Origin of the sequence: Nocardioides sp. NPDC058538 (assembly GCF_042719275.1) — a bacterium.
In the GTDB taxonomy this organism is placed as follows: Bacteria; Actinomycetota; Actinomycetes; order Propionibacteriales; family Nocardioidaceae; genus Nocardioides.
In genome coordinates, this window is record NZ_JBHXNY010000026.1 from 51,006 (window position 1) to 65,744 (window position 14,739).

At 70.1% G+C, this 14,739-nt stretch carries 19 protein-coding genes; 6 read left to right on the plus strand and 13 right to left on the minus strand.

Annotated features, from left to right (window positions below):
• Positions 1-10 precede the first annotated feature (10 nt).
• The 5 genes from ACFWQC_RS20935 to ACFWQC_RS20955 all read right to left on the minus strand — a co-directional run bounded on the left by ACFWQC_RS20935 (position 11) and on the right by ACFWQC_RS20955 (position 5,085).
• Positions 11-958: a TauD/TfdA dioxygenase family protein gene (locus ACFWQC_RS20935; protein ID WP_378682311.1), complete on the minus strand. Its 948-nt coding sequence runs from the start codon at positions 956-958 to the stop codon at positions 11-13.
• Positions 959-988: 30 nt separating this feature from the next.
• Positions 989-1,885 (minus strand): ABC transporter permease, encoded by an 897-nt coding sequence (locus ACFWQC_RS20940; RefSeq protein ID WP_378682314.1) that lies wholly within the window; start codon positions 1,883-1,885, stop codon positions 989-991.
• A complete protein-coding gene (locus tag ACFWQC_RS20945; protein WP_378682317.1) occupies positions 1,878-3,125 on the minus strand; it encodes a glycine betaine/L-proline ABC transporter ATP-binding protein in 1,248 nt (415 codons plus the stop codon). The genes ACFWQC_RS20940 and ACFWQC_RS20945 overlap by 8 nt, the downstream gene beginning before the upstream one ends.
• Positions 3,125-4,081 carry an ABC transporter substrate-binding protein gene (locus ACFWQC_RS20950; RefSeq protein WP_378682320.1) on the minus strand — a complete coding sequence of 319 codons (957 nt, stop codon included), beginning with the start codon at positions 4,079-4,081 and terminating at the stop codon, positions 3,125-3,127. Before ACFWQC_RS20950 ends, ACFWQC_RS20945 begins: the two co-directional genes overlap by 1 nt.
• 128 nt (positions 4,082-4,209) lie before the next feature.
• Positions 4,210-5,085: a LysR family transcriptional regulator gene (locus ACFWQC_RS20955; protein ID WP_378682323.1), complete on the minus strand. Its 876-nt coding sequence runs from the start codon at positions 5,083-5,085 to the stop codon at positions 4,210-4,212.
• 60 nt (positions 5,086-5,145) lie between these two features.
• Between ACFWQC_RS20955 and ACFWQC_RS20960 the strand changes: the two genes are divergently transcribed.
• Genes ACFWQC_RS20960 through ACFWQC_RS20975 form a run of 4 tightly spaced genes read left to right on the plus strand, consistent with a single transcriptional unit; the run spans position 5,146 to position 8,091 of the window.
• The gene (locus tag ACFWQC_RS20960) at positions 5,146-6,048 is read left to right on the plus strand and encodes an aldose 1-epimerase family protein (RefSeq protein ID WP_378682326.1); all 903 of its coding nucleotides are present in this window, start codon (positions 5,146-5,148) and stop codon (positions 6,046-6,048) included.
• Complete coding sequence (gene ccmA / locus ACFWQC_RS20965; RefSeq protein WP_378682329.1) at positions 6,045-6,683, plus strand: heme ABC exporter ATP-binding protein CcmA; 639 nt, start codon at positions 6,045-6,047, stop codon at positions 6,681-6,683. Before ACFWQC_RS20960 ends, ccmA begins: the two co-directional genes overlap by 4 nt.
• Positions 6,680-7,024, plus strand: coding sequence for a hypothetical protein (locus ACFWQC_RS20970; RefSeq protein ID WP_378682332.1), 345 nt, complete (start codon positions 6,680-6,682; stop codon positions 7,022-7,024). Before ccmA ends, ACFWQC_RS20970 begins: the two co-directional genes overlap by 4 nt.
• A complete protein-coding gene (locus ACFWQC_RS20975) occupies positions 6,931-8,091 on the plus strand; it encodes a DUF6297 family protein (protein WP_378682335.1) in 1,161 nt (386 codons plus the stop codon). Before ACFWQC_RS20970 ends, ACFWQC_RS20975 begins: the two co-directional genes overlap by 94 nt.
• A gap of 6 nt (positions 8,092-8,097) precedes the next feature.
• Here ACFWQC_RS20975 and ACFWQC_RS20980 read toward each other — a convergent pair whose 3' ends face one another.
• The 4 genes from ACFWQC_RS20980 to ACFWQC_RS20995 form a co-directional block, all read right to left on the minus strand.
• Positions 8,098-9,312, minus strand: a complete 1,215-nt coding sequence (locus ACFWQC_RS20980; protein ID WP_378682338.1) for an SGNH/GDSL hydrolase family protein — start codon at positions 9,310-9,312, stop codon at positions 8,098-8,100.
• Positions 9,313-9,403: 91 nt separating this feature from the next.
• Positions 9,404-9,832 (minus strand): PH domain-containing protein, encoded by a 429-nt coding sequence (locus ACFWQC_RS20985; protein ID WP_378682341.1) that lies wholly within the window; start codon positions 9,830-9,832, stop codon positions 9,404-9,406.
• Between the two features lie 37 nt (positions 9,833-9,869).
• Positions 9,870-10,760, minus strand: coding sequence for an ATP phosphoribosyltransferase (gene hisG / locus ACFWQC_RS20990; protein WP_378682344.1), 891 nt, complete (start codon positions 10,758-10,760; stop codon positions 9,870-9,872).
• 10 nt (positions 10,761-10,770) lie between these two features.
• Entirely contained in the window at positions 10,771-11,034 is a 264-nt protein-coding gene (locus tag ACFWQC_RS20995) for a phosphoribosyl-ATP diphosphatase (protein ID WP_008359350.1), read from the minus strand.
• Between the two features lie 107 nt (positions 11,035-11,141).
• Here ACFWQC_RS20995 and ACFWQC_RS21000 point away from each other — a divergent pair, with 107 nt between their 5' ends.
• Together ACFWQC_RS21000 and ACFWQC_RS21005 are read left to right on the plus strand one after the other, a co-directional pair.
• Positions 11,142-11,396, plus strand: a complete 255-nt coding sequence (locus ACFWQC_RS21000) for a helix-turn-helix domain-containing protein (protein ID WP_378682348.1) — start codon at positions 11,142-11,144, stop codon at positions 11,394-11,396.
• Positions 11,393-12,013, plus strand: coding sequence for a hypothetical protein (locus ACFWQC_RS21005; protein WP_378682351.1), 621 nt, complete (start codon positions 11,393-11,395; stop codon positions 12,011-12,013). The genes ACFWQC_RS21000 and ACFWQC_RS21005 overlap by 4 nt, the downstream gene beginning before the upstream one ends.
• Before the next feature lie 22 nt (positions 12,014-12,035).
• On the opposite strand, the gene ACFWQC_RS21010 is transcribed toward ACFWQC_RS21005, so the two are convergent.
• The 4 genes from ACFWQC_RS21010 to ACFWQC_RS21025 form a co-directional block, all read right to left on the minus strand.
• Positions 12,036-12,569: a gamma carbonic anhydrase family protein gene (locus ACFWQC_RS21010; RefSeq protein WP_378682354.1), complete on the minus strand. Its 534-nt coding sequence runs from the start codon at positions 12,567-12,569 to the stop codon at positions 12,036-12,038.
• A gap of 174 nt (positions 12,570-12,743) precedes the next feature.
• On the minus strand, positions 12,744-13,781 hold the full coding sequence (locus ACFWQC_RS21015) for a cation diffusion facilitator family transporter (RefSeq protein WP_378682357.1): 1,038 nt from the start codon (positions 13,779-13,781) through the stop codon (positions 12,744-12,746).
• Positions 13,778-14,134, minus strand: coding sequence for an ArsR/SmtB family transcription factor (locus ACFWQC_RS21020; protein WP_378682360.1), 357 nt, complete (start codon positions 14,132-14,134; stop codon positions 13,778-13,780). Before ACFWQC_RS21020 ends, ACFWQC_RS21015 begins: the two co-directional genes overlap by 4 nt.
• Before the next feature lie 380 nt (positions 14,135-14,514).
• Positions 14,515-14,739: HNH endonuclease (locus ACFWQC_RS21025; protein WP_378682363.1), on the minus strand; the 225-nt coding region annotated here is incomplete at its 5' end.

Consider the following 14,739-nt stretch of genomic DNA (forward strand, 5'->3'; position numbering starts at 1 on the left):
CACGGGAAGGTCAGGAGATCAGCTCGTCCAGGCGGCTGTAGGCCCGCGCGTCGCCCTGGAGGACCTCCGAGCGCCGCCCGTCGACCGAGACCGGTACGTCACCCGCGACCGTGACCCGGCGCATCTCGCGCGGGTGATGGTCGAAGTCGGCGACGGCGTAGTGCTGGGTGGCGCGGTTGTCCCACATCGCCACGTCACCGGACGCCCAGGCCCAGCGGATGGTGTTCTCCAGCTTGGTGACCCGGTCTTGGAGCAGGTTGAACAGGTGGATCGACTCGGTGGAGGTGAGGCCTTCGAACTCCTTGACGAAGCTGCCCAGGACCAGCGTCCGCTCCCCCGTCTCGGGGTGGACGCGGACGACCGGGTGCCGGGTCTCGAAGTGGACCGAGGCGAAGTCGTCGCGGGAGTAGTTGGCGTCGGGCTGCTCGTGCTCCTCGTCGCGCTGGGCGTAGTCGTAGGAGTTGGTGTGCACCGCCCACAGCGCATCGGCCAGCGCCCTCAGCGGTGCAGGGAGCCGGTCGTAGGCGGCCGCGGTGTTGGCCCAGATCGTGGTGCCGCCGTAGGGCGGCAGGATGACCGCACGGAGCACCGAGATCGCCGGGACGCGGTCGACAAAGGTCACGTCGGTGTGCCATGCGTTGGCCGCCATCCCGGCGTTGGCGGTGACCCGTAGGACCCGCCCGGAGCCGGTGTTGACCGTCGGGTGCGCGGTCGTCAGCTCACCGAACCGGGCCGCGAAGGCGCTCTGCGCCTCATCGGTGAGCCCGTCCTGGCCCCGGAAGAAGAGCACCTTGTGGCGCAGCAGGGCGTTGCGTACGTCCTGGATCTGGGTGTCGTCGGCCTCGGCCAGGCTCAGGCCCTCGATCACGGCGCCGATCCGGGCGCCGGCGCGGCGGATCCGTACGCCCGAGGGCGTCTCGACGACGTCCGCGGGGCGATGCAGCTCGGTGATGGTCACAGGTGTTCTCCTCAGATCAGAGATGTGGATTCAGGCGGGGGTGAGCTCGGGAGCCTTGACACGGGCAGCGCGGCCGAGCTTCGGCCACCACGACGGCACCAGCCCACGCTGGCCGCCGAGCGCGGCCGAGACCCGGTCGAGGTAGATCGCGATCACGACGACGGCCAGACCGCCTTCGATCGAGGCGCCGATCTGCAGGCCCTGGACCGCGTTGACGACGACGCCACCCAGGCCGGAGCCGCCGACGAGGCCGGCCACGACGACCATCGAGAGGGCCAGCATGATGACCTGGTTGACGCCGGTCATGATCGAGTCCTTGGCCAGCGGGAGCTGGACCTCGCGCAGGATCTCCCAGCGGCCCGCGCCGAAGGCGGTGGCCGCCTCGACGGTCTCGGCGTCGACCTGGTTGATCCCGAGCTGGGTGAGGCGGACCGCGGGCGGGAGCGCGAAGACGATCGTGGCGACCAGGCCGGGTGCGTCGCCGACGCCGAAGAAGAGGATCGTCGGCAGCAGGTAGACGAAGACCGGCAGCGTCTGCATCAGGTCGAGGACCGGCCGCAGGGCCGCCCGCAGCGGTGGCGAGAAGGCCGACCAGATGCCCAGCGGGATGCCGATCACCAGCGCGACGAGCGTCGCCACGAGCACGGAGGTGGTGGTCTGCATCGTCTCGTACCACAGGTCCATCGACTCGATCAGGAGCAGCCCGGCGGTCAGCACCAGGGTCAGCACGACCTGGCGGGTCACGAGGAGCGCGATCACGGCGAGCACGATGATCATCGCGACCGGTGGCAGCCCGCCGAGCACGTTGTAGACCATCCGGAGCAGGAAGTTGAGCGCCTCCTTGATGCCGTCGAAGAACGGCCCGAGGTTGCCGGTGAGGAAGTTGATGACGCCCTCACCGATGTCGCCGATGTGAAGGTCAGGCATGGGCCACCTCCGCGGCCTCGTCGTCGACGGTGTCGGTGTCGGTGTCGTTCACGGTGGAGAGCGCCGAGAGGATCGCTCCCCGCGGCACCACGCCGCGCAGCCTGCCGTCATCGTCGAGAACGGTGACGGGCACGACCTGGCGGCCGGCCAGATGCATGAAGTCGCCGATCACGTCGTCCTCCTTGACCTGGTGGTAGTCCTCCCCCAGCGCGTCGTGGACACTCTTGGCGCCGCGGCGGGTCAGGCTCACCAGCCGGTCGTCGGTGACGACGCCCAGCAGCCTGTCGTCGGCGCCGGTCACGAACGCACCGGTCACCTCGTTCTCCCCCAGTCTGCGCAGCGCGTCGTGGGGCGTGATGTCCTCGGGGAGCACGAGGCGGGCCGGCCGGATCAGGTCGACGGCGCTGAGCACCCGCGCCCGGTCGACGTCGGAGACGAACTCGCTGACGTAGTCGTCGGCAGGGTGGGCCACGATCTCGGGCCCAGGAGCGACCTGGACGACCCGTCCCTCGCGCATCACCATCACCCGGTCGCCGATCCGCATCGCCTCGTTGAGGTCGTGGGTGACGAAGACCGTGGTGCGCTGGTCCTGGGCCTGGAGCTCGACCAGCAGGTCCTGCATGTCGCGCCGGATCAGCGGGTCCAGCGCCGAGAACGGCTCGTCCATCAGCAGGATCGGCGGATCCACGGCCAGCGCGCGAGCCAGACCGACCCGCTGCCGCATGCCGCCGGAGAGCTCGTGCGGGAGCTTGTCACCGCGCCCGCCCAGGCCGACCCGGTCCAGGGCGGCGTCGGCCCTCGCGAGCCGCTCCGGCTTCGCGATGCCGCGTACCTTCAGGCCGTACGCCGCGTTCTCCCGCACCGTCCGGTGCGGGAAGAGGGAGAAGTGCTGGAAGACCATCCCGATGCCGTTGTTGCGGAGCTCGCGCAGCCGCTGGTCGGAGACCTGGGTGATGTCCTCGCCGTCGATCAGCAGCTCGCCGGCGCTGGGCTCGTTGAGCCGGTTGATCATCCGCAGCACGGTCGACTTGCCCGAGCCGGACAGGCCCATGACGACGAACATCTCGCCCCTGGCGATCTCGAAGTCGATCTCGTGGGCGCCGAGGTAGCCGCCCGCGGCGGCGGCCGCTGTCCGCGGGTCCTCGGAGGCCAGTGCCTTCTCGGCCTGCCTCCTGCCGAGGCCGTAGACCTTGCTCAGGCCACGCCCGACGATCGCGGGCTCTTGTGTCGTCTCGCTCATCAGATCTCCGCCTTCTCGCCGTCCGCGTCCTCGACCCCGTCGAGGAACTCGGCGACTCTGTCGGGGTTGTCGTCGATCCACGCCTCGGCGATGTCGGCGAGCTCCTTCCCGGACTTGTCGTGGTCGTAGTAGAACTGCCCGGCCTCGTCGGTGGTGAAGGTCAGGTTGGAGAGGAACTCGGCGATCTCCGGGTTGTCGTCCTCGAACCCCTTGCGTGTGACCGTGCGGATCTCACCGGCGCCACCCCACACCTTGTCGGGATCCTCGAGGAAGGCGGCGTCGAACTGCACCGTCATCCAGTGCGGGCTCCAGCCGAGGAACACGATCGGCTGACCGGCCTTCTGCGACTTCTCGACCTGGGCGAGCATCGCCGGGGTGCCGCTGGCGACCAGCTTCCAGTCCCCCAGGCCGTACGCGTCCTCGTCGATCGCCTTCTGGATCGTCTCGTTTCCCGGGGAGCCGGCCTCGATACCGTAGATCTTCTTCCCGAACGTCGAGGCGTTCGCGTCGAGGTCGGCGAGCGAGGCGATCCCGAGCTGGTCGGCGACGTCGCCGGGGATCGCGGGGGCGTACTCGGTGCCCTTCACGATCGTGGAGAGCACCTCGACGTCGCCCTCGTCGATGGGGTCGCCGAAGCTGGGTTCCTGAGATGGCCACCAGTTGCCGAGGTAGGCGTCGATCTGGCCCGAGGAGACCGCGGTCGCCGCGTTCTCGACGGACAGGTTCTTCTTGATGCTCGCGTCGTAACCGAGCTCCTGGAGGAGCTGGACCGCGATCTCGTTCTCGACCTGGAGGTCTACCCACGGCTGCTCGGCGAGGACCACCGAGTCCTCGGCTCCTCCGGAGTCGCTCTGGGCGAAGCCGTCACGCTCGCTCGCGGTCGTGCAGGCGGTCAGGGTGCCGGCTGTCGCCGCGATGGCGACGGCGGCCACAGCGAGGCGTTGGGGGCGGCGCATGCATGCTCCATCCAATCGGTTCATATATGTCAAACACACTAGACATTGCGTTCTGGGTGTTCCAGCACGTCCGTACAGTGAGCAAGACCTGGATCGAGATGCTGCGATAGAGAACCTCTATACGAGGATCATTGGTCGGTGAGATCCCGAGCCAGTTCGACGAACTGCTCGACCAGCGCGTCACCGCGCTCTTCCAGCCACACCACGGACACGCTCACCCGCGCCACCGGAGTCAGCGGCACGATCTGCGCGCCGGCCCGCGACGCCGCGCCGGCCATCCCCTCGGTCAGCACCGCCACTCCGGCGCGGGCCAGGACCAGCGGGATGATCGAGGCGACGTGGGCCGTCTCGATGGCCACCTCCGTGGGCAGACCGGCGGCCTCGAGGCGGGCGTCCAGGAACGTACGCAGCGCCGTGCCCGCCGGCGTCGCGATGAGGCCGGTCTCGGCGAGCTCCTCGATCCGGATCTCCTCCGGCGCCTCGCGCGAGGACGGCAGGACCGCCACCAGCTCGTGCTCGGCGAGCCGGTGCGAGCCGAACGGCCCGTGCGGCGTCGGGCCGTCGATCAGCCCCACGTCGGCCTCGCCCTTGCGTACCTGGTCCAGGACGTCCGAGCGATGCTGCGGATCGGTGACGACCACCTGCGCGCCTGGCTGGATCCGCCGGAACTCGGCCAGCACCGGCACCAGCGGCTCCACCGCCCAGACCGTGCTGGAGGTGATCCGCAGCCGGCCGAAACCCTCGTCCGAGACCGACCGGACCGCACCCGCGGCGAGCTCGAAGCCGCGTACGACCCGGCGGGCCGGCCCGAGCAGCGCCGAGCCCGCCGGGGTGAGCCGCACGCCCCTGCCGTGGCGCTCGAAGAGCGGACCGCCGAGCTCCCGTTCGAGCCCGCGAACGGCGTACGACAACGACGGCTGGGCGACGTGGAGCCGCGCCGCGGCGCTGGTGAAGCTGCCGGCCTCGGCGATCGCGAGGAAGAACTCCAGCTGTCGTCGCTCCATGGCCCGAGGCTAACCCGACCGGCCACCGGGACGTACCGGCCACCTCGATAGCCTGTGACCGTGCTGAGACCGAGTGGAGAGCAGTTCACGATCGACGGCGGAGGCTACTCCGCAACGGTGACGGAGAGTGGCGGCGCGCTGCGGCTGCTGTCCTACGAGGGGCGGGACCTGATCGCCGGGTTCGGCGACGACGAGCAGTCCAGCGGCGGCAAGGGTCAGGTGCTGGCGCCGTGGCCCAACCGGATCCGCGACGGCCGCTACGAGTTCGGCGGGAAGAGCTACCAGCTCGGGCTCACCGAGGTCGCGCGCAACAACGCCTCCCACGGGCTGGTGCGGTGGTCTCAGTGGCTGCCCATCGACGAGGCCAAGGACTCGATCACCCTGGCCACCCGGTTGATGGCGCAGAGCGGGTATCCGTGGACGCTCGACCTCGAGGTGACGTACGCGATCGGCCCTGACGGGCTCACCGTGACCCAGTCGGCGACCAACCACGCCGACTCCCCCGCGCCCTACGCCGCCGGCGCCCACCCCTATCTCACCGTCGGGGCCGGTCCGGTCGACGAGTGGACGCTCACCCTGCCGGCGCGGACACGCCTGCTCTCCGACGAGCGCAAGCTGCCCACCACGAGCGAGGCGACGGCGGGGACGGCCTACGACTTCACGTCCGCCAAGCCCATCGGCGACGTCGTCCTCGACCACGCCTTCACCGATCTCGACCGGGGCGAGGACGGACGCGCGACGGTCACGATCCAGGGTCCCGACGGCAGCGTCGCGCTCTGGGTCGACGAGCACCACCCGTGGCTGATGGTCTACAGCGCCGACGACCAGTCACCGGCGCGCGGCGGTCTCGCCGTCGAGCCGATGACCGCTCCCCCGGACGCGTACAACTCCGGCACCGACCTGATCACGCTTGCCCCCGACGAGCGCCTCGAGGTCACCTGGGGCATCACCGCGCTGACATGACGCTGCTGACCGTCTCCGGGCTCAGCAGGACCTACGGCGACCACGCCGTCCTCGACGGGCTCGACCTCACCCTCGCGGCCGGCCGGGCGATCGCCCTGACCGGTACGAACGGGTCGGGTAAGTCGACACTGTTGCGTTGCGTGGCCGGGGCCGACGAGCCGACCGCCGGCGAGGTGCTGCTGGACGGCAGGCCGTACGACGAGCGCTCGGCGCAGACGCGCCGCGACGTCGCCGCTCTGCTCGACGACCTGGACCTCTTCCCAGACCTTGCGGTGATCGAGCATCTCGACCTGGTCGCGCACGCCCATCGGGTCGAGGATCCCGAGGGCATCGTGGACGGCGTGCTGGACGAGGTCGGCCTCAACGACCAGGCCGACCAGCTGCCCGGGTCGCTCTCCTCGGGTCAGCGTCAGCGGCTCGCGCTCGCGCTGCTCCTGGTCCGGCCCCGCCGGCTGCTGATCCTCGACGAGCCCGAACAGCGGCTGGACGCCGAGGGCGCCATCTGGCTCGCCGACCTGCTCCGACGGGAGAAGGAGGCCGGGGTCGGCATCCTCTTCGCCAGCCACCACCCGGCTCTTGTCGAGGCCGTTGCCGACGACGTCGTACGCCTGGGCTCCTCCTCCGACGAAGCATGAGCACGAAGACACCGACGCCGACACCGGCGCCGACGCCGGCTGAGATCCGCGGACTGGTCCGCGAGTGGCGTCGCGGACACGTCACCGCACCCTGGGGCGAGGTGCTCTACCAGGCCTACCTCGCTCTCCTGACGGTCCTGATCTACGGCTCGGGGCTCGTCAGCGCGGTGGTCAATGCCGGGCAGGCGGTGGAGGGATGCACCACCGGGCCCTGCGTCGGCACCCGCTCCGGCTCCTGGGACCGCTCATGGCCTCGCCCGCGACCTCGGCGCTGGTGCTCTCCACGCCGGTGGACCGTGGCCGCTGGCTGGGACGGCAGTACGCGACGGTCCTGGCCCTAGGAGCCCTCGCCGCCGCGGTCCCTGCCCTCGTCGCCGCCGTGACCGCGGGCTGGCCGCTGCTCACCGGAGGCGCGCTGGCGCTCGCCGCGGCGCTGCTGGCACCGGCGACGTACGCCGCGGGGGCAGTCGCCCAGGCGCGACCGGGGTCGGCATGGCGGATGGTCGCGCCGGTGACGGCGCTCGTCGCCCTGGCAGCGGTGGCGGCAGTGGCCGTCGGCGTCACGGCCCGGCTGACCCCGCCCGGTGACGCGCGGTGGTGGCTGGCGCCGGCCGTGCTCGCGCCGGTGACCGCCGGGGCCGCAGTGCTCGCGCGCCGTCGTCTCGGTGACCTGCACCGTCGTGACCTGACTCGCGGACATGGGCTGGCCAACGGCCTCTCCGGCGCCCTCGCCGGGATGGACACCGCCCTCGCCTACGACGTCGTGCTCCAGTACACCAGCCGCCAGCGTGCCGTCGTCCGGGCACGGCGCCTGCGGGGTCCTCGCGGGCCGCTCGCGCTCGTCACCGCCGATCTCGTCCGACTGCGGCGGGCGCCGCTGCGTGTCCTGGCACCCGCCGCTGCGGTGGTGCCTGCGTACGCCTTGGCCGAGGCGGGCGCGGGTGCATTGGTCGTGCCGGTGATGGTGGTCCTCGGCTTCGGGGCGGCCATCCCGCTCGGCGCCGGGCTGCGGGTCCTGTCGCGATCGAGCAGCCTCGCACGGCTGCTGGGCACCTCGTCCTGGCAGCTGCGGCTCGGCGCGCTGGTGGTGCCGACGGTGCTGCTGATGGCCTACGGGCTGAGCTGTCTGTGGGCGCTGCCACACCCGCTGCTGGCTCCAGTGATCGGGCTCGGCGCACTGGCCACGCTCACCCGGTGGCTGGTCGCTCCCCCGCCCGACTACGCCTCCGCGATGGTCTCCACGCCGATGGGGGCGATGCCGGTCTCGCTGTTCGGCAAGGCGGTGCGCGGCTTCGACATCGCCGGACTGGTGAGCATCCCGGCGCTGTTCGCCCCCGACGCCCTGGGCGCCACCGTCTCGATGGCGATCTCGGTCGTGACGCTCGGGGTGCTCGTCGGCCGCCGCTGAGCCGGCTCAGCGGTCACATTCCAGCAGCCCCAGGTCGAACACCTCGGCCATCGCCGCATAGCCGGCGTCGCCGGGGTGGAGGTGGTCCCCGGAGTCGTACGCAGGCAGGAACCGCGCCGGTCGCTCGGGGTCACGCGTAGCCGCGTCGAAGTCGACGATGCCGTCGAACTCACCGGAGGTCCGGATCCACTCGTTGACCGCGACCCGCACCCGGTCACGCGCCGGGGTGTAGCGGCTGCCACCCTCGTACGGGGTGAGGGTGGCGCCGACGACGCACACGTCCTCGGCGTGCGCCTGCGCGACCATGTCGCGGTAGGCCACGATCAGGTCGGAGGCCTCGTCGGCGTCGTCCCAGCGGATGTCGTTGATCCCCTCCAGCAGCACGACCGTGGAGACGCCGGGCTGGTCCAGGACGTCTCGCCGGAAGCGGTCCAGACCCCGCTGGCCTCCGGTGCTGTCGACGAGCACACGGTTGGCGGAGATGCCCTCGTTCATCATGCCGAACCGGCCGGCGAACGAGCTCGCCGCCACCCGGTCGGCCAGCACGTCAGGGTAGCGCCGGTCGGCTCCGACCGTGGAGCCGTTGCCGTCGGTGATCGAGTCACCGAAGAGCACCACGGTCTTGACCCGGCGCGGCTTCTCGACGACGACGCTCTCGACCCAGTACCAGCTGGAGATCTCCTTCGTGAACGCCGCACCCGACTCCTCGCCGGCCACGTCCGCGCCCGCCGTCCCGGAGACGTAGGAGGTCTGCGTGGCCACGTCGTGCCCGGTGATCGGGCCGCTCTCGCCGACGACGTGGAAGCTCACCGCAAGGGTCGTGTCGGCCGGCACCGCCGCGTCGACAGGGTTGCTGAGCACCTCGGTGCCGGGGGCGACGGTGACCTGGCCCGCGCCGTCGAAGGTCAACGGCCGGTTCGTACCGGACACCACCGCGGCGCCGTCTGCAGCCAGACCGATGTGTGCCGAGGCGAAGGTCACCGGACGATCGCCGAACACGTTGGACAGGGTGATGCGTACGCCGGAGCCACCCAGCGAGGTGTGCACCAGATTGCGCACCGACAGGTCCGTCAGGCCGGCGGCGCCGGTCTGACCGCCCACCTCGTCGGCCGAGGCACCCCAGGTGCCGACCGGATGCACCGGCGCGGCCTGGGCCGGCACGGTCGAGACCAGAGTGAGGACAGCCGCCAGCGCCGCGAGAGCACGAGTCCATGAGATCACAGGGACACGCTAGGACTCCGAAGGCGCCGCGATCAGAGCTTCGGGCGAAGATTCCCCGAAGCGTAGTAAGTGGTTCGCCGCAGGGTCGCTGCTAGGACAGCTCTCCGGCCAGCGTGCGCAGCGTGCGTACGGCCTTCTTCGACGAGCCCCCGTCGGAGGCCTGGATGCCGAGGACGGAGATGTTGTGGCCCGAGGCCAGGTCGATGTTGGGCCACGGAGCGCCGCGGGGAAAGTTGATCGCGAGGACCTCGGCCCACTCCAGGTCACGACGTTTGAAGCCGTTGACCACGGTCAGGCCGTCCTCACGGGCGACGACCCGCGACCGGGTCAGCGCGTAGACGCAGGCCACGATCCCGAGACCGACGGCCCCGAAGGTGAGTCGTTCGAACATGGTCACCTGGGCCTTGATCTCGGGGGTGAACCCGACCCAGACCATCGTGCACATCACCGCGAGCGCGGCGACGAGGAACCAGCCCATCACGCGGGCCCCGAGCGGGCGCCAGGTGTGCGGCAGCTTCACCGGCAGCTCAGATCCTGTGGGCTTCGGTCCTGTGGCGTCAGATCCGGCAGGCATTGATCTCCGTCAGCAGGATGGCGCGGGCGCCCACGGCGTAGAGGTCGTCCATCAGCTTCTGCGACCCCTTGCTCGGCACCATCGCGCGGACCGCGACCCAGCCTTCGCGGTGCAGCGGGCTGACCGTCGGCCCCTCGAGCCCGGGCGTCATCGCGGAGGCTTCGGCGAGGAACTCGGCACGGATGTCGTAGTCCATCATCACGTAGCTGCGCGCGATCAGGACCCCGTCGAGGCGACGGCGGAAGGTCTCGTACGCCTCCGGGAGCTGCGTCGAAGCGGAGCCCGAGACATCCAGGCCGCCCGACCGGGTGATCACCACGGCCTCGGAGCGCATGATCGGCTCACCGAAGATCTCCAGGCCGGCCTGTCGCATCGTGGAGCCGGTCTCGACCACGTCGGCGATCGCGTCGGCGACGCCGAGCTGGATCGAGGTCTCGACGGCACCGTCGAGACGGGTCACGCTGGCGTCGATGCCCTCGCGCTCGAGGAAGGCGGAGACGACCCCGACGTAGGAGGTCGCGATCCGCTTGCCGCGGAGCTCCTCGATCGAGGTGAAGTCGCCGGCGCGGCCCGCGAAGTGGAACCGGCTGCGGCCGAAGCCGAGCCCGATGACCTCGTCGGCCTTGGCGCCGGAGTCGAGGAGCAGGTCGCGGCCGGTGATGCCGATGTCGAGGGTGCCCTCACCGACGTAGAGCGCGATGTCGCGCGGGCGCAGGTAGAAGAACTCGACGCCGTTCTCCTCGTCGATGAGGGTCAGGCGCTTGGAGTCCTCGCGCTGGCGGTAGCCCGCCTCGCGCAGCAGCTCGGAGGCGGAGCTGGACAGCGAGCCCTTGTTGGGCACGGCGATCCGGAGAGGCTTGTCATCGGTTGTCATGAGGGTTCCCCTACAGGTGTGAGTAGACGTCGTCGATCGAGATTCCGCTGGCGAGCATGAGCACCTGGGCGTGGTAGAGCAGCTGGGAGATCTCCTCCGCGGTCGCTTCCTTGCCCTCGTACTCGGCCGCCATCCAGGACTCGGCGGCCTCCTCGACCAGCTTCTTCCCGATCGCATGGACCCCGGCGTCGAGCTGTGCCACGGTGCCGGATCCTTCAGGTCGGGTCCGGGCCTTCTCACTCAGCTCGGCCCAGAGCTCGTCGAACGTCTTCACGAGCGTCAAGCCTAGGCCGTAGGCGACCCGGCCCCCGAATCGTCTCACCGAATCGATAGCAGTCCTGCTATGGACAGCCATAGCAGGACTGCGATACCTTCGATTTCATGAGCACCGACGACGACGACACCGCGTTCTACGTCGGGATCGCCGCGCAGGTCACCGAGCACCGGGTCGCACGGGGCCTGTCCCAGCGCGAGCTCGCCGAGCTGTGCGGCACGACCCAGTCGGCGATCGCTCGCCTGGAGTCCGGGTCCCGCCCACCGAAGATCGACACCCTTCTCCGGGTGGCCGCAGCCCTCGACTGCCGACTCGAGGTCGGCTTCCACGCCCGCACCCGAGCCCACAGGAGCACGCCATGAAGACCCCTATTTCCGCCGACGAGGTCGAGTCGACCCGCAGCGAGCGGTTCCTGGCGGTCGCGCTGACCGCCTTCCTGCTCGTCGGCACCGTCTGGTTCTACGTCAAGGTCGCCGGCTGGTGGCCGCTCTACATGGACTGGGACCAGTGCAACAACGGCCAGACGGCGTGCGAGATCCCCGGCCACGAGGCGATGCAGATCGGCATTCGCCTCGGCTTCATCATCCTGCTCTGCCTGGTCGGGTTCTGGGTCCTCTACCGACTGCGCCGCAGCGGCTCCCGCTTCCTCCCGCTCGGATTCGCGCTCGCCGCGACCGGGGTGATCATGGCCCTGGTCTTCGCCTTCCACTACACCTTCGAGTACGCCGACTTCGGGCCGCTCATCCTCTCGCTGTTCGGCGCCGCGGCCACCGTCGGCGTCTTCGTCGCTGTCCAGCGACTCCTGGCCAAGCGGATCCCGGCCATGCGCGTACGCAAGGGCGACTGCCCCTACTGCGGGTACCCGGTCCGCGGCAAGCACTGCGAGGACTGCGGCCGCGAGACCATCGCCCCGTGCACCACCTGCGAGGCAGATCGCCGGGTCGGTTCGCTCCACTGCGTGGCCTGCGGCGCCGAATGAACCCTCAACCTCAAGGTCAGGGTTAGCCCTGGACCGGGCGCACCGTGGCCCGGTGGAGTTTCATGAACTCGACGTAGCCGGGCGCGTTGAGCTCCAGGATCGCGGCCGGGTTGGTGCCGGGCTCGATCGTGCCGCGGATCTTGGCCGGGACGCCCATGACCAGCGAGTGGTCCGGGATCTCGGTCCCCTCGACCACCATCGCACCGGCCGCGACCAGGCAGCCGTCACCGATGACCACGGCGTCAGAGACCACCGCCCCGTTGCCGACCAGCGACCCGGTCCCGATCCGGTCTCCGTGCACTACGCAGCCGTGCGCGACCGTGCTGTGCGGGCCCATCTCGAGGGAGGAGCCGGGGCGTACGTGCAGCACCGAGTTGTCCTGCACGTTGGAGCCCTCGCCGATGATGATCGGCCCGACGTCGGCACGCAGCACCGCGCCGTACCAGACGCTCGCGTTCGGCCCGAGGCGTACGTCACCGATCAGCGTCGCTGTCGGCGCCACCCAGGCATCGGGATGGATCTGCGGACTCTTGCCGTCGAACTCGAAGATGTTCATCGACGCAGATCCTAGTGGCGCGTCCTGGAAGTTCCTGGATGCCTGGCGTCGTCAGGGTGCGTGCATCGCAAGGCGGCGTCGCGAAGGCATACCGGGGTCTTTCGAGTAGCGCCAACGCAGCGAGGTGCGTGCCATGGCGGCGCGAAGCGCCTAGGAACTTCTGGGACGCGCCACTTAGGCGTGCGCCCCGTCGGGGCTGACGTGGAGGACCACACTGGTCAGCCGCGGCAGTGCCTCCAGGAGATGCTCCTCGGCGTGGTGGGCGATGTCGTGGCCGGCGGAGACGGGCATCTCGGCCGACACGGTGATGTCGCCGTCGGCGTGGAGGGTGTGCCCGATCCACCGCAGCCTCAGGCTGCGGACCTCGAGCACCCCGTCGACCGTGCTGACCGCCTCCCTCGCCCTGCGTACGTCATCGGGAGTGACCGCGTCCATCAGCCGGGCGCCGACCTGCTTGAGCGCCGAGCGCAGCACGCCGAGGATCGCGATAGCGATCAGCAACCCGATCACCGGGTCGGCCCACGGCATCCCGACCGCGACCCCGGCGGCACCGAACACCACGGCCAGCGAGGTGAAGCCGTCCGTACGCGCGTGGAGCCCGTCGGCAACCAGAGCGGCCGAGCCGATCTGGCGCCCCACCCGGATCCGGTAGCGCGCGACGAGCTCGTTGCCACAGAACCCGACCACCCCGGCCGCCGCGACCGCCCAGACGTGCTCGACCTCGCGCGGATGGAAGAGCCGGTCGATGGCCTCCCAGCCCGCGAGGATGCTGGAGAGGGCGATCATGGCGACGACGAAGAGACCGGCAAGGTCCTCCGCCCGTCCGTACCCATAGGTGAACCGGTCGTTGGGCGGACGCCGGGCGAGCCAGAACGCCACCAGCAACGGCACCGCCGTCAGCGCGTCGGCGACATTATGGAGCGTGTCCCCCAGCAGAGCCACCGACCCGGTCAGGCTCACGACGACCGCCTGCAGTCCCGCTGTCAGCGCGAGCACACCGAGACTGATCCACAGCGCCCGCCGGCCACGTACGTCAGCCTCCAGCGCCTCGTCGACCTGATCCGCCGCATCGTGGGAGTGAGCCCCGAAGACGTCCGAGACCGCATGCTTGAGCCGCGCCCACCGCCCGTCGTGCGCATGGCCGTGGTCATGACCGTGCCCGTGGTCGGCGTGGGCGTTGTCGCGTGGGTGATCGTGCAACGTATGGGTCATGCCGGCTCCTCCCCCGACCGGTGGTGCGCCGGAACCTGGTCCAGGAGATGCTCCACGTGGCCGATCGTGTCGAGGACCAATTGGCGCACATGCCCGTTCTCGACGCGATAGAGCACCGAGGTCCCCTCCTTCCGTGTCGTCACCAGCCGAGCCATCCGCATCTTCGCCAGATGCTGCGAGACCCCCGGCACCGGCTTGTCCAACATCGAGGCAAGCTCGGAGACCGACCGCTCCTCATCCAGCAACAGCCCCGCCATCTGCAGACGGGTCGGATCGGCCAGCATCCGTAGCACCTCGACGGCAAGAGTGACCACGTCGTCCCCCCAGACCGGAGGTTGCGTATTTGCATGCATGCGCAAACTCTACCGCTACGACCGGACTTTCCCGCCGACTCGGCTCATCTGCCTCACGCAAGCGGAGCGGACGCGAGGAATCGCAGCAGCCGAGCACAAAGCCGTTCACACCTTCCGAGGCCTGAGGCCGCGACGTGAGCGTTGGTGACTGAGGCCGGGTTCGAGCCAGTGATCTGGCTGACGGCCGGGGTCGCGGCGGCGGAACTGACCACCGTCACCGAGGCGAGCAGCGCGTCGATGACAGCATTGTTCGGGCCACGTGCGGTGCCGGAACGGACATGCCGACTCGGCGTCGCAGCACGGGACAGACGCGCCGGCTCGGCATGGCAAGCAGGTGTCGGGTGCTCGGGTGGTGTGATGAATCGCTGTCATCCGCCGGCTCATGTCCGTCTGGTGAAGCGGATGTCGCCGTTGGGTAGACGTTCGTGGAGGTACGCGGCGTCGTGGGCGCGGTGGTGGTGATGACTGCAGAGCAGGGCGGCGTTGTCGAGATCGGTTTGGCCGCCGAGTGCCCAGGCGATCCAGTGGTGCGCCTCGGCCCAGGTGGCTGTTGCGATTTGAAAATCGCCGGGTGGGTTCCGTGACGGTTGGCCTGTGCCGCGAAA

What these genes read in the sequence shown, in the direction of transcription:
- ACFWQC_RS20940 (WP_378682314.1), bottom strand. Translation starts at nt 1,885, where the DNA reads ATGCCTGACCTTCACATCGGCGACATCGGTGAGGGCGTCATCAACTTC.
- ACFWQC_RS20945 (WP_378682317.1), bottom strand. Translation starts at nt 3,125, where the DNA reads ATGAGCGAGACGACACAAGAGCCCGCGATCGTCGGGCGTGGCCTGAGC.
- ACFWQC_RS20950 (WP_378682320.1), bottom strand. Translation starts at nt 4,081, where the DNA reads ATGCGCCGCCCCCAACGCCTCGCTGTGGCCGCCGTCGCCATCGCGGCG.
- ACFWQC_RS20955 (WP_378682323.1), bottom strand. Translation starts at nt 5,085, where the DNA reads ATGGAGCGACGACAGCTGGAGTTCTTCCTCGCGATCGCCGAGGCCGGC.
- ccmA (WP_378682329.1), top strand. Translation starts at nt 6,045, where the DNA reads ATGACGCTGCTGACCGTCTCCGGGCTCAGCAGGACCTACGGCGACCAC.
- ACFWQC_RS20970 (WP_378682332.1), top strand. Translation starts at nt 6,680, where the DNA reads ATGAGCACGAAGACACCGACGCCGACACCGGCGCCGACGCCGGCTGAG.
- ACFWQC_RS20975 (WP_378682335.1), top strand. Translation starts at nt 6,931, where the DNA reads ATGGCCTCGCCCGCGACCTCGGCGCTGGTGCTCTCCACGCCGGTGGAC.
- hisG (WP_378682344.1), bottom strand. Translation starts at nt 10,760, where the DNA reads ATGACAACCGATGACAAGCCTCTCCGGATCGCCGTGCCCAACAAGGGC.
- ACFWQC_RS21000 (WP_378682348.1), top strand. Translation starts at nt 11,142, where the DNA reads ATGAGCACCGACGACGACGACACCGCGTTCTACGTCGGGATCGCCGCG.
- ACFWQC_RS21005 (WP_378682351.1), top strand. Translation starts at nt 11,393, where the DNA reads ATGAAGACCCCTATTTCCGCCGACGAGGTCGAGTCGACCCGCAGCGAG.
- ACFWQC_RS21010 (WP_378682354.1), bottom strand. Translation starts at nt 12,569, where the DNA reads ATGAACATCTTCGAGTTCGACGGCAAGAGTCCGCAGATCCATCCCGAT.
- ACFWQC_RS21015 (WP_378682357.1), bottom strand. Translation starts at nt 13,781, where the DNA reads ATGACCCATACGTTGCACGATCACCCACGCGACAACGCCCACGCCGAC.
- ACFWQC_RS21020 (WP_378682360.1), bottom strand. Translation starts at nt 14,134, where the DNA reads ATGCATGCAAATACGCAACCTCCGGTCTGGGGGGACGACGTGGTCACT.